This window comes from Geobacillus sp. YF-1 (genome assembly GCF_052692335.1).
Map to the genome: position 1 here is coordinate 1,535,950 of NZ_CP199850.1, position 13,296 is coordinate 1,549,245.

The following is a 13,296-nucleotide window of genomic DNA, read 5'->3' on the forward strand; positions in this document are numbered from 1 at the left end:
ATCGCTCAATGTTGCGTATACTTCCGAATGGAACATAGGAAATGGGGGATGGATGATGAACAATCATTATGATGTCATTGTGGTCGGTGCTGGGCCGGCCGGCATTTTCACGTGCTACGAACTGACGCGCAAACTGCCTGGAGCGAACGTGCTCTTGATTGATAAAGGGCATGATATTTATAAGCGCAACTGTCCGATTTTACAGAAAAAAATTGAGAAATGCCCGCCGCCGGCCGGAAAAAAAGATTACGCCGGCTGTGTGCCGGCCTGTTCGATCACGAACGGCTTCGGCGGAGCGGGGGCGTATTCGGACGGCAAGTTCAACATCACGAGCGAATTCGGCGGCTGGATGACTGACTATTTGCCAGCTTCGACTGTACTTGAGCTCATCCGCTATGTCGATGAGATCAACTTGAAGCACGGAGCGACGACATCGATCACCGACCCGATGACGGACAAAGTGAAAGAGATCGAGCGGCGCGCCTACGCGGCCGGGCTGAAGCTATTGCGCGCCTATGTCCGTCATTTAGGCACCGAACAAAACTTGGAAATTTTAAAAAGCATTTTTGAATATTTGCGCGAGCGGATCGCGATGCGCTTTCAAACGGAAGTGGACGATATCGTGACCGAGCGGACAGAGAGCGGCCACCGGGTCAAGGGAGTCATGTTGAAAAACGGGGAAACGCTGACGGCGGAAAAGGTCGTCATCGCTCCGGGGCGCGACGGCTCGGTTTGGTTGAGCAAAATCTTGCGCAAGCGCCGTTTGCGGATGATCAACAATCAGGTGGACATCGGCGTGCGCGTGGAAACATCGAACATCGTCATGCAAGAAATTAACGAACATCTGTATGAAGGAAAGTTCATTTTCAACACATCGGTCGGAACGCAAGTGCGCACGTTTTGCAGCAACCCGTCCGGACACGTCGTGGTGGAAAATCACTCCGGCATTATGCTCGCCAACGGCCACGCCTACAAAGACCCGAAGCTCGGCAGCAACAATACGAACTTTGCGCTGCTCGTGTCGCACAAATTTTCCGACCCGTTTGACAAGCCGAACGAGTACGCCCATGAAATTTCTCGGCTGGCGAACGCTTTGTCCAACGGCGGCATCATCGTGCAAAAATACGGCGACATCCTCAAAGGAAGGCGCTCGACGGAAAAGCGCATCAAAGAAGGGTTTATCGAACCGACGCTCAAAGAAGCGGTGCCGGGCGATTTAGGCCTCGTTTTGCCGTACAACACGATGAAAAGCTTGATCGAAATGACGGAGGCGCTCAACCACGTCACTCCGGGGCTTGCCTCAGAGCATACGTTATTCTATGGAGTCGAAGCGAAATTTTACTCGGCGCGCCCGAAGCTGAACGACCGTTTTGAAACCGAGATCGCCGGGCTGTATGTCGGCGGCGACGGCGCGGGGATTACGCGCGGTTTGGCACAGGCGAGCGCCTGCGGCGTCTGGATCGCCCGTGACATCGTGGAAAAATTAGGGGAATGAAAAGGGGCTGACCCCATAGCCATCAAGTTAAGAAAACAGGAATAAATCTATGCCTCATTTGACCATCCTTTTGAAGACTTCATCATGTCTTAGAAAGGGTGGTTTTTTTTTGAAGACGTCCTTATCTCTCCAAGAGGAATGGCATTGTTTTTTAGAGGGATTACGAAGCGTGTTATCGTGCGAAGAGCTGGAACAGATGGCCCGAGATCATCGATTTATTCAACGAAAGGGGAAGTTGCGCGCCCATGACTTCGTGGCACTTTGCACATTTCTCCAGGAAGAAGGTGGTCAAAAATCATTGGTGCAGCTCTGCAGTGCTCTAGCTCTTAAGCAAAACACCTCTCTGAGTGCGGAAAGGCTCAATCAACGGTTTAACGAAAAAGCAGTGAGTTTCCTCAAAGCGGTGTTCGAAAAACTGCTGATTCATCAGACGCAGGAGGCCCGTCACGTGTGTCAAAGACATTCGCTGTTTCGCCGGATTCGCATTCTCGATTCCACGTCGTTTCAACTGCCTCCTGAGATCCAAGGGATTTACGAGGGATGTGCGGGGCCTGGGGTGAAAATTCAGTTAGAATATGAATGTCTAGAAGGGAAGTTTCTCCATGTGGACGTTGGGGATGCTCGTCATCATGACGCCGCCTACGGAGCGTCCCTTCGATCGACCATTCAAGAAGGAGACCTTTGTTTGAAAGACTTGGGCTATTTTTCGCTTGAGGGATTGCAAGCGATTCATGATGCCGGAGCCTTTTACATTTCGCGGCTCAAACACAATGTAGGGATTTACCAAAAAGAAGGGGATCCATTTCGAAAATGGGAACCAGAGGATTTCCTTGCGATGCTGCAACCCGGAGAAACCATAGAACTGGAAGATGTGTATGTCAGTGGAAAGAACGTTCATCAACCGCGACTCATTGTGTATCGACTGACCGAAAAACAGGAACAACAGAAGGAAGGACAATGGAAACAGAAGGCCAAACAAAAAGGGGCCGCGTACGTGACGCGACGTCCCCACCCAATATATGTATATATCACCAATATTCCAGCGATTGATACCTCCTTGCATGATATTCATACGCTGTATTCTCTTCGCTGGCAAATTGAGGTGATAGTTAAAACATGGAAATCCCTGTTTCACATTCATCGATTCAAACGGATGAAAGGGACTCGCTTTCAGTGCCACTTGTATGGAACGTTGATTGCCTTATTGATCAGCTCTACGGTCATGTTTGCCATGAGAGAATGGCTCTATCGAAAACAGAAAAAGGAATTGAGCGAATAGAAGGCGATGAGTATGATCAAGGAGTGGGGGATGGATTGATTTCAAGCCTTATGGTGTTCTGAGGCGCTAGCTGCCCAGCTCCTTTCTAAACTCTGTAACATAATCGCTCAACACGGAAAAAAATCAAGGCGTTATACAAAAAAGAGCGCTTTAGACATGATCGAGAGTTTGGTCATCATGCCGTTGTCGTAAGGAATTCCCATCTTATACCATAAAAAAACCTTCTATAGGGAAGGTGTATTTGGCATGCCTATCTTTCCATATTCCCACGGTCACAGCCTCCAAAGATATAGAGTGAAGCCTTGGAGCTACTCGCTCCAAGGCTTCACTTGATGGCTATGCAGGGGACCCCTTAGGCGACATGGAGCTGTTTTTTGATCACATCAATGGGAATCTCTTGCTTTGCGGCGTCATAGATGAACTCAACGACGCTGTGTCCTTTCCGAGACCGAAGAAGCTCCAGTCCGGAAGAGATGTCTTGTTGAGATTCCGCGATGCTGGATACGCAGGAAAATAGCACCACTGCCCAATACCGTTTCACCGCCCGAACGTGACGAACGCGGTACCCATCAAGCTTTAGCTGGTCTTTTGCCTGCCGGAAAACGCATTCGATCGTCCAGCGCTGGGCATAGTAACGCAAGATCTCTTCATCGCCTAGCTCCCGGTCGGTGCTCAAGACAACATGGAGATGATCTGGCGTCATCGGTTCATCCGCCTTCCAAGCCAGCAGCACCACCGCGTCATCAAGACCGTTGAGCGCGCCTTCGCAGCGGTAGACACGATCACGCTCGTTCCCCACCGTGACGAGGCGGGTGTCGTTGGGCTCGATATAGCGGGCGAACTCCTTTGCTTGGACGGGGATGCCTTTCGGGTAGAGAATCCGGTTCGTCTTGAGCATGGCGATGACATGGAATCCTTGTTTCAGGCAGGCTTCGATGAGCGCTTGGGACGGATACCACGAATCCATGAGCATATACATCGGCTGAGCCCGCTTCCCCTTGAGCAAAGAAAGCATCTCGATCGCTAGGTCGATTTTGCTTCTTCCCGCCGTCTTGTCATACAGACGAAAGGCGAACGGAAACGCTTGGGTGAAGGTGTGCACCATCAGCCAAACGAGCGAATGCCCCCAGACCCATTGATGATCGCTGTGAGAGAAATGCCAGTCACACCCTTGAATGGGGTGGGCGGCCCGTGACGAAGGCTTCGTTTTTTGACAAATCGTATCATCGATCAAAAGGAACAGAGGTTGATTCGTCCGTTTGGCCAAGCGTTCGATCTGGCGAAGGATCCATTCTTGCAGCTTCTCAAGCCGTTTTTCCTCGTTCCAAGGGCTTTTCGTGAAAAAGTGGCTCAGTGTCGTTCGATGATTCGGGTGAAAACTCCAGTACCGGACATCCGTCAATGTCCCCGAAAATCCCTTGGTCGTCAAGGCGTCGACAAGATGAACCAGATGCTTGATGACTGGTTTCGAGAAATAAAGCGCCAATCCCAACGTCATGTGTGAGTAAAATATTTGTGGGTGACGTTCAGGAAGGATCCCCGACGAGGGTTGCGAACTTTTGTTCGCGACGCTCGTCGGGGCCACCAAGCGAAGCGCGGTAGGAAAAAGCGGATCTCATGCAAAAAGGACTCTCTCCCTGCTATGATAGTGATTGTCCACATCAACCGAAAACAGGAGGGAGAGAGTCCATGAAACATCTTACCACACAATGGCCTGTATGAAAAGAGCTGGAGGAACCATTGTTGAGAACCCTTCAAAACGTGTTTGCCACCTTGTTGGCGTCCCTTTTGGAGGAAATCGATCAACAACTGGCGGAAGCAAGGGACAAGCGCCGCGATCAGCTGAAAGACAAACGGCCGACCACCCTCCAAACGCTGTTTGGAGAAGTGACGTTTCGACGGAACTACTACTATGATCGGCAGGCAGGGGCGTATACCTTCTTGTTGGATGCCGAGCTGGGCTTTGATGGAGCCCAATCGATCCGTCCTTGCCTCGAGGAAACGGCGGTCGAGTTGGCTGTAGAGTGCTCTTCCTACCGCAAAGCAGCCCGCACGTTGGAGGCGATCGTGGGGTATGCGGTTCTCAGCCATGAGGCGATTCGTCAGCTGGTGTTGGCGGCCCCTATCTCGCTGCACCACCCTGTTTCCCAACGGCATGGCCGGGTGCTATTGGTGGAAGCGGATGGACTGTTCATCTCCCGCCAAGGGAAAGGGAAACGGGCGAAAGAGCAGAAAATCTTGGCGGTTCACGAGGGATGGAGACGGAACGGCTCGCAACTGGAGCTCGTGAACCGGCGCCACTACCTCCATGAAGGGGCGGGGGACGTGTGGGAAGGGTTCGAAGCGTGGCTGATGAAGGAATATGCCTATGACCCGTGCCGGGACCTGTTGGTCGTCAACGGCGACGCGGCATCTTGGATTACCGCCTGCCGGGAGTATTTCGGAAAGCGGGCGTGCTTTCAGTTGGATCGGTTCCATGTGGCGCGGGAGCTTCGTCAGTGTCTGTCCGGCCACCCGCGTTGGCGGGAGGTGCGGAAGAAGCTGGCGAAGCAAGACGAGGAAGGACTTTTGGTGGAACTGAACAGCGCCGTCGGCACGTTGGGGGACGAAGCCAAAGAAGAGCAGTTGGCCGAAATGATCCGCCGGATCGAGTCGATGCCGGGATGCATCCGGGACTACCGGGAGTGGCTGTCGGCGCAAGGGGTGGAGACGGCCGGCATGCGTCCGATGGGCCACGCCGAGAGTGTGATGAGCCGGTTCGCGTACCGGGTGAAATCCCGCCGCAGCTGGAAGGACCAAGGACTTTGGGCGTTTCTGAAGGCGATGGTGGCCCAAATCGACGGAATAGGATCGACGGAATATGGCGGAGAAAGGGGCAGTTGGAGGAGGAAGAGCCCTAGAGGGCAGCCTCAGCCCCGACGAAGCTGGAGCGGATCAAACAGGCCAAACGGAAGGCAGGGCGGTTGTTGGCGAAGGTGATGCGCCAGAACATCCCGTATCTTCAACAGTCATCGGGGACGCCGATCTACCAAGCATTGTCGGCGCTTCGGGACGGTGGGTAGATGTAAAAAAATGGATATAAAAAACCATCTCTAGATGAGGGATGAGAGTCCGAAAGCGCTTACGATATCAATTCCTAAAAATGGTCTACCAACTGGTGATTGACAACGCCCGTAGTGGACCGAAAAAATGTTCTCCACAAAGTCTTGACTGACTCATTTCTCTATGACCACTTTACATTTTTTGACGACCATTTTATAATAAGGTAACTATTCACCCCGATAGTAGTATGTAAAGAAACCCAGCACAAATAGGGCATTTCTGTTATAGAAAACGCCCTAAGTAGTAGAAAGAATATCATCGAGTGTTTCGCCTTTCAACAGACGACACAACGAATTCCACACGTTTTTTTCGTGTTTCGTGAGTGTGGAAACAATGCTTCTTGCGATACAAAAAGACTGGGCGAATGTTTCGTCGCGAAACGTGCCCGAGATGTTCTCTTTCACTTTGACCATACGAAGATCCCGTTCTGCTTGGTTGTTGTCAAAGGGAACATGAGCTTCTCGCAAGAAACGAAGCGCTTCTTCCTTTCGTTTTTGAAGCCGTCGAACAAAGGCAAGTGCCTTTTTTGGGAGGGGCGTCATCGTTTCCAATCGGCGCTGTGCTTTCGCTAAGATGCGATCATACACACGCTCCCATCGTTTCGCTTCTTCGTTAGGGAGTGCACCGTGATGGGCTTCGACCGCCTGTTTGGCGGCGAACAGAAAGGTGGTCATGCGCATGGCCCATGTCTGCCCTTGTTCGATGAAGTTCTTCAGATCACGCAAATGATGGGCGTGACAAAGGGCATGGGTGGCTTCCGTGTAGTTCGGGTACGTACCGAACGCATCATGCATCATCGTCCCTTTATATCGTGGAAGAATCCCGATATCATCGGTCGCTTTCTTTCCACGGGAAGCGTGAGGAGCCACGTACGTATATTTCGATGTGCACGCGACAGGAACCCATGCCCGTTTCCCTTCGATGCACAAACTCGTTTCATCGACATGCAAGATATTGGAATCCAGCAAAGCGTCTTCGATGATGTCCAGGTTGGGTTCCAGCGCTTCGCGTCCTCGTTTCACCATATTGGTAAGAGTTCCTGTGCTGATCGAGTGCTGATATAACGCTTCGATCATCTCACTTAAACGCTTGTACGGAATCAATTGAATATGGTGTAAATAAACAACGAGCGCAATGAGTCGTGGGCCATATTGCACATGATTCGTTACGTGTGGTGGGAACGGGGCTTGTTGGACACATTGGCAATGCGGACACGATTTCACCTCACGCTCGTGTTGGGTGACTTCGATCGCCGCAGGAGGGAGATCGAACACTTGACGGACATCGACTTTGAAAGGTTGGACTTCACACAAAGAAGCCCCACATCCTTGACACCTGTTCACACGATGGACGACACGATGATGGGGATGTTCCACTTGACGGAGCGTCGTTCCACGATGTCCTTCTTGTCCGCCTGGCTTTTTGCCAGATGGCTTACGTGAAGAACGAGGGCGGGCAAAACGGTCAGAGGATGGGGGCAAATGGCTATTGGAGCTGTTTTTTTTCGTGCGTGCTTCCAGCTCTTGAATGCGACCTCTGAGTCGTTCATTTTCTTTGCTTAAGTGCTTGTTTTTCTGACGCAACTGTTCATTTTCTTGGATGAGCTGATGAATGAACTGGTTTTGTTGTTGGATTTTGTCCATGAGGCTCTCCATTGTCAATACAGCTTGTTGTACCGTCAACATGTGATTCACCTCCTTGTCTATGAGTATTCATATCATAGACAAGAAATACAAAAACTATTCAACTCACTTTATTATGTCGCTGAATAGTTACAAAAAATTGTTAACCGATAAGAGATTTGATAAATAATTTTTTTAGGATTTAAAACCGTATTTAGAACCCTTAAGCGAATTGGTTAAGGGTTCTAAATACTATTTTCTCATGGTAGCGTCAAAAGTTCTATGAAAACTCCACACAGACCATCCCATTGAGCATCGTGGGGCATGCAGAGAGCCGGATTCGCCCTTGACCAACACCCGCCAAAGGTGCGGAAGAGTCGTCAAGGGCGACGGGGACAAAAAAGAAGGCAATAGGAAAGCCGCCCTTGCCTTTACCGAATTTTACCTTTGGCGGTGTTCGGTTGGTCAAGGGTTCGCTTCGCCGAATCCGGCAGGAGTTCTGTTCAACGGGCTCTGGAGGACAAAAAAGTTAGGCTGCCTCGTTTTGAAGGAAGTCCTGAGCCATGGCGATCAGCTTCGTCCACCGGGCCGGCATATGCGGCAGCTCGGCGAGCTCCGGGATGACGACCGGCACCCGGCCTTCGAGCGCGCTATGCGGGCGCAGAAAGTTAAAATACGCCACAAACAGCGTCACAAAGGACACCGAGCCTTCCTCGGCGCCAAACCCATGGGTCGGGCGGTAGTTGCCTTTAAAGGTCCGGTTGAATCGCTCGATGATCTGCTTGAGAGGGCGAAATTCTTCCGAGACCGGATCTTCGTTGGTCAGGCCGATTACCTGGCGGACGTCAAACGAAATCCCGTGCTGGGCAAAGAAGTGTTGCGCCAACAGGTAAATCGGGTTGCCATCCACGACGAACGACAAGTCGTCTGGAAGGGACGGCAGCTTCCTGAGGACATCATTGATCGCCTTGATGGCCGAGAGCGTGTCCCGGTTGGGCGAGACGCGATAGGACAGCACGATCTTTTTCACCGCGTCGAACATAAAGAATAGGTAATGCCAACGGCCCTTCACACGAATATATGTCTCGTCCCCACAGAACGAACCGGACAGCTCATACGGAAATCGGTCGACAAAGGGCTTGATCCAAAGCGCGACGCTGTTGGCGTAGTTGAGCACCGTCTGATGAGAGATCGAGACGCCATGGATGTCCTTCAGGGCGGCGGCGGTTTCCCTCGAGGACATCCCAAAGTTGACGTAGTACGTCAACACGAGCCCCAACACGTGCGGCGACGCAGCCAGCCGGGACAAATCGACCTTCGGCTTGATGAGCGACGAGGAAGCCAACGGGAGAAAGTCAAACAAGAACTCCCGAAACAAATACCGCACCTTGAAGGCTTGAGGATTCTGTTGAAACTGTTGGCGCTCTTTCTTCGTCATCCGGCGAAGGTTGGCCTGGTAAAACGGGCAATCGTTGTTCTTGCACTTATAGATGTTGTATTCCTTGCGCTCCTTGATTTTTTCCAACGTCTTTTTGCAGTGCGGACAACGAAAGACCGCTTGCTTGGTGAACCGATTTCGGTGGTTGAACCGGCATTGGCACACTTTGCATTGGTATTGCCCTTTTCCGCCGTTATTGGCGTACAGGTAAGAAGAGGGAGCCTGGCAGCGAGGGCAGGTCAACGAATCCGGCACACGGTGTTTCGCATTCGCGCGGCGCTGGATGGGCCGTAAAGGACGTCTGTGCTGGGCTTCATAGTCTGCCAACAGCTTCCGGTAATCAAGGGTTTCCGGCACATCGATGATCGGAAGGTCATCGACCTGAAGTTTCCGGTACGGCTTTTGGATGGGTTCGTCCCAGTCCTCGAGATGCAAGGATTTCCCCAATATCACACCCATTAAATACACAATGATTTGATATTGGGTCTTGATAATTTCGAGCAAATAGGCTAATAATTGAGGTAACAAAGCTTGTCACTCCTTTGTTTTGGCTGTTGGGTGTCGTTACCTCAATGATGGCCGAAAACAATGGGGGTGGCAAGCTTTTTTTCGTTCAACCGTTGAAACTCAAGGGAAAACCGTGAGTGTGGAGGATAAACTTTTGACAATACCTTTCTCATAGAGGGGGGATTTTTTATGGAACCAAATTTACAGGAGTCTCAAATAAATTGGTACGCAGTCAAAATATTATTTGAATCTATACACTTTGGAAACCCACTTCCCGATAAAATTGATGAACACTACTACGACAATAACAAAAAGCTTTTTGAAGAAAGTATTATTCTTATTAAAGCAAAAACAATCGAACAAGCATACAATATTGCAGAAGAGCAAGCTAAACAATCAGAGCACGAATACTTAAATTCTTATGGTCAATTGGTAAGATGGAAATTTGTGGATATATTACATGCGTTCGAGCTTAATGATGATGAATTTAAAACCGGAACAGAAATTTATTCAAGATTTATACACGCTAAGAAAGAAGATACGTATAAAGATATTATTATTCAGTATTATCCGGAAGCCTTAGATAAAAAAGACGAACCTAAATAAAGAAGAAAATATCAAAAAACATATATTGAGTTTGTTTTGAATATAAAGAAGCCGATTCTCCCTTGAAGTGAGGGGAAATCGGCTTTTTCTATGTGAGAAATTGCTTAACGTCTCACATTTCGCACCCTCTCGACAAAAATCGGGAGGATTTTTTTATCTTCCTGTCGAATCAAACCTTGAAACACAAGGAAAGCAAAGGAGTTTGCCCATCATGGACGTTTGAATTCGGGCCATTTATGAAAGTTCTTATTTGAATAGAATAAGCGCCCTGTTCAAAGATCTTGGCCTTCCTCAGCTGATTGATCATCTCGTTCCCGTGAATCCGCAATGCCAAACTTGAGCCAGCGATATCGTCAAGCTAATCGTTCTGGATATCTTGAGCGGCCGGCAAGCGCTCGTTCATGGGGAACAATGGGCGCATGACATCGATTGGCCGAAGCGGATTCGGCCAGGGCTGGAGCCGTCTTGGTTCAACGACGATGCCATCGCGCGTCATTGGGATCGCCTGTATGAGGCGAATCTCCATCAAGTCCTTTCGTCTTGCCTCGTGCAGATCGACAAGAAAGAAGGTCTCTCTCTTCGCGTCTTCCACGCCGATACGACGGACAAGACCGTTTACGGCGCGTATGAATCGGTCTCGTCAGAGGCCCTGCAGATCACGCATGGCTACAACCGGCACCATCGTTGACAAAAACCAATCGGTTTCGGGCTGATCGGCAACGAAGACGGCATCCCGTTTTCCGGCGATGTGCACGACGGCAACGTGCCGGACAAAACGTGGAATCCCGAGGTGCTCTCCCGTGTCCATGAACAGCTGAAGCAAGCCAAGATCCAAGACGATTGGATTTACGTGGCGGATTCCGCTGCGATGACGAAAGATACACTGACGCTCCGTGGAGATGAACTTCTCTTTCTTGAAAGACCCGTTCTTTACGGATGAGATTTACGTCAAAAAACCAGAACGGGTCGCGGTATTGGGTGATTTGTTTCTGTTGGCCTTGGCCATTTACCGCGTCTTCCAGCGCCGGGTGCGTCCGTTCATCACCCCGGAACGCCCATTCAAGGGCGCGGGAGGCCGGAAACTGACCCGACCCACCGGGCAGGCGATTTTTCAGTTGTTCCGGTATGTGAAAGTCGTCCTACTGGAGCTGCCGGATGGGCACATCCAACGCGCGTTAGGGAAACCGCTCACCCCTGATCAGCGAAGGATCCTGCAGGGATTGGGCATGGATGAGAGCATTTACGTGTAACGTCATACGGAACGACTAGCGATGGTAAAAAAAGGATTGCCATCGCTCGTTGTGTTGGTCGAAATGTTATTCTGAAAAACGAAATAAAACATCCTTTCTTTCTACCCTGTTAGGGTGCGAAATGTGAGACAGAAGACGAATATGAAATCAAAAAAGTGATGGGTATAAAAGGACTGAAATTAGAGATTGATCGCTAGGCTGGAGAATTTAACATTTTTTGAAAGAAGTCTTCCACCTCTAAATAATTAGTCTTATATAAATGAAAGATTGTTATATCAATGAAATTAGATGATAATAATAATGAATGTTGTATTATCATCTTGTTCTGGTTGTAAAATATCGCAGACAAGTTATTGATGGCACCATATCTGACTATGCAAAAGATATGTTTTGTAAATTATCATTTTATTTCAGCACAAAACACCCATTTTTTTGCACATTTCTTCAGAAAGCCCTCTCCCCTTTTCTGTGAAAATCCCCACCACTGGGTGAGTGCTGTATACGCTCCTGATCCGTGTGGGTATACTGAAAATGGCCAAAGAAGGCAATAGGAAAGCAGAGGTGCCCGATTTTCGGACATCTCGTATGATCTGGCTGCCTGTTGGCTATACTAGATAAGTTGTGGTTGGCGGAACGGCTCTTTGCGGGAGATCATGCAAAAGATGATCACCAACATTCGTCGAGCCGTGGCGATGAGGGCTTTTTTCTTCCCGCATCGGGCCGCCAACGACCAAAATTTTCGGGACAAGGGATGTGTCTTGGATCGAGATGCTGACCATGCCGCCTCGCATAACGCTGATCGAAGATGGGGATTGCCTTTGGTGGTGCGCGTGCTCTTTCGCTTTCCGGCGCTTTCATGGTTGCCGGGGGACAACCCCGTCCATGACGCCGCCCGTTCCGGCGTTTCAAAGACGCTCATGTCGGTTCCCATCTCGGCGATGATGACGGCGGCGGTTTGTTTTTTGATTCCAGGCATGGTCATCAGTAAGTCCACTTCCTCCCGATACGGCTCGAGCAGGCGGTCGATGTGCTGGTCGACTTCTTCGATGAGCCGCTCGCATTCCTCCACGTGTTTCCACAAGAGGCGAAGGAGACAGAGCTCATGTTCGGTCAAGGTGCCCAGCAGCGAATCGTACACCGCCTGCTTTTTCGTTTTGAGCCTGCCGCGCAGGCATTGATCCAGCTCGTCCTTGTCCACGTATCCCTTCTCGAGCAGCCGGGCAAGGATGTTTCGTCCGGAAACGCCGAAGAGATCCGAGAGGACGGAGCCTAGTTTGACATTGGAAGACTCCAGCACTTTTTGAATCCGGTTTTTCTCTGAACTCAACTGTCCGACCCACTTTTTGCGCAGGCGGGTAAAATCCCGCAGTTCACGAATGGGCGCTGGGGGGACGAAACTTTTTTCAATGAGTCCATGGCGGAGCAGCTTCGCCATCCACTCGGCGTCAGAGACATCGGTTTTTCTTCCCGGGACATTTTTGATCCGCTGCGGATTGGCCAACGTCAAGTCGACATAGCCCTCGAGGAAAGCAAAGACCGGTTTCCAATACACGCCGGTGGATTCCATGGCGACATGGGTGACCCCATGGTCTTCGAGCCACTCGAGCAGGTCGCCAAGCCCTTTCGAGAACGTTGAGAACGTTTGGATCTCCTTTTGGATCTCCCCCTCTTCTTCCCATAGGGCACAAGCGACGATGGTTTCGGTATGAACATCCAATCCTGCGCAGCGAGGATAGATGACATCCATGATGAAACGCCTCCGTTTCGATGATGGAGTGCGCAAACAGCGAATCCACGGGAGACATGCGGCAGTTTTCTGTTCGTCGTCACCTTTCTCTGTCACAGGAAAGGGCGGACAATGGGTGGTGCACCCAGTGGATTCAAACACTTTTCTGTACAGGGTCTAAGCCACCATTAAGCATAACGTCCTGTTGAACTGTTTGCGCCTATTCTTCATTATGGGAAGAAAAGGGGGATTTTCATCCCCGGGTGGAGGG

General features: G+C 50.4%; 6 protein-coding genes and 4 pseudogenes. 6 read left to right on the forward strand and 4 right to left on the reverse strand.

Features of this window, described 5'->3' with window-relative positions:
- Positions 1 to 55 precede the first annotated feature (55 nt).
- Positions 56 to 1,495 carry an NAD(P)/FAD-dependent oxidoreductase gene (locus ACTVIM_RS07690; protein ID WP_445614158.1) on the forward strand — a complete coding sequence of 480 codons (1,440 nt, stop codon included), beginning with the start codon at positions 56 to 58 and terminating at the stop codon, positions 1,493 to 1,495.
- Between the two features lie 109 nt (positions 1,496 to 1,604).
- Positions 1,605 to 2,966 (forward strand): annotated as a pseudogene (locus ACTVIM_RS07695) (IS4 family transposase).
- 160 nt (positions 2,967 to 3,126) lie between these two features.
- Here ACTVIM_RS07695 and ACTVIM_RS07700 read toward each other — a convergent pair.
- Entirely contained in the window at positions 3,127 to 4,272 is a 1,146-nt protein-coding gene (locus tag ACTVIM_RS07700) for an IS701 family transposase (RefSeq protein ID WP_445614159.1), read from the reverse strand.
- Positions 4,273 to 4,502: 230 nt separating this feature from the next.
- On the opposite strand from ACTVIM_RS07700, the pseudogene ACTVIM_RS07705 reads away from it, so the two are divergent.
- Positions 4,503 to 5,836 (forward strand): annotated as a pseudogene (locus ACTVIM_RS07705) (ISLre2 family transposase).
- A gap of 276 nt (positions 5,837 to 6,112) precedes the next feature.
- Here ACTVIM_RS07705 and tnpC read toward each other — a convergent pair.
- Together tnpC and ACTVIM_RS07715 are read right to left on the reverse strand one after the other, a co-directional pair.
- Positions 6,113 to 7,561, reverse strand: a complete 1,449-nt coding sequence (gene tnpC, locus ACTVIM_RS07710; RefSeq protein ID WP_445614160.1) for an IS66 family transposase — start codon at positions 7,559 to 7,561, stop codon at positions 6,113 to 6,115.
- A gap of 466 nt (positions 7,562 to 8,027) precedes the next feature.
- Positions 8,028 to 9,464, reverse strand: a complete 1,437-nt coding sequence (locus ACTVIM_RS07715) for a DDE-type integrase/transposase/recombinase (protein ID WP_445612449.1) — start codon at positions 9,462 to 9,464, stop codon at positions 8,028 to 8,030.
- Positions 9,465 to 9,632: 168 nt separating this feature from the next.
- Between ACTVIM_RS07715 and ACTVIM_RS07720 the strand changes: the two genes are divergently transcribed.
- From ACTVIM_RS07720 to ACTVIM_RS07730, 3 genes and pseudogenes are all read left to right on the forward strand, one after another.
- Positions 9,633 to 10,049, forward strand: coding sequence for a DUF4288 domain-containing protein (locus tag ACTVIM_RS07720; protein WP_324697644.1), 417 nt, complete (start codon positions 9,633 to 9,635; stop codon positions 10,047 to 10,049).
- A gap of 223 nt (positions 10,050 to 10,272) precedes the next feature.
- Positions 10,273 to 11,299, forward strand: a pseudogene (locus ACTVIM_RS07725) (IS1634 family transposase).
- Between the two features lie 278 nt (positions 11,300 to 11,577).
- Positions 11,578 to 11,702, forward strand: a pseudogene (locus tag ACTVIM_RS07730) (transposase); the annotation flags it as partial.
- Positions 11,703 to 11,909: 207 nt separating this feature from the next.
- On the opposite strand, the gene ACTVIM_RS07735 reads toward ACTVIM_RS07730, so the two are convergent.
- The gene (locus ACTVIM_RS07735; RefSeq protein ID WP_445613533.1) at positions 11,910 to 13,046 is read right to left on the reverse strand and encodes an IS110 family transposase; all 1,137 of its coding nucleotides are present in this window, start codon (positions 13,044 to 13,046) and stop codon (positions 11,910 to 11,912) included.
- Between the last annotated feature and the right edge of the window lie 250 nt (positions 13,047 to 13,296).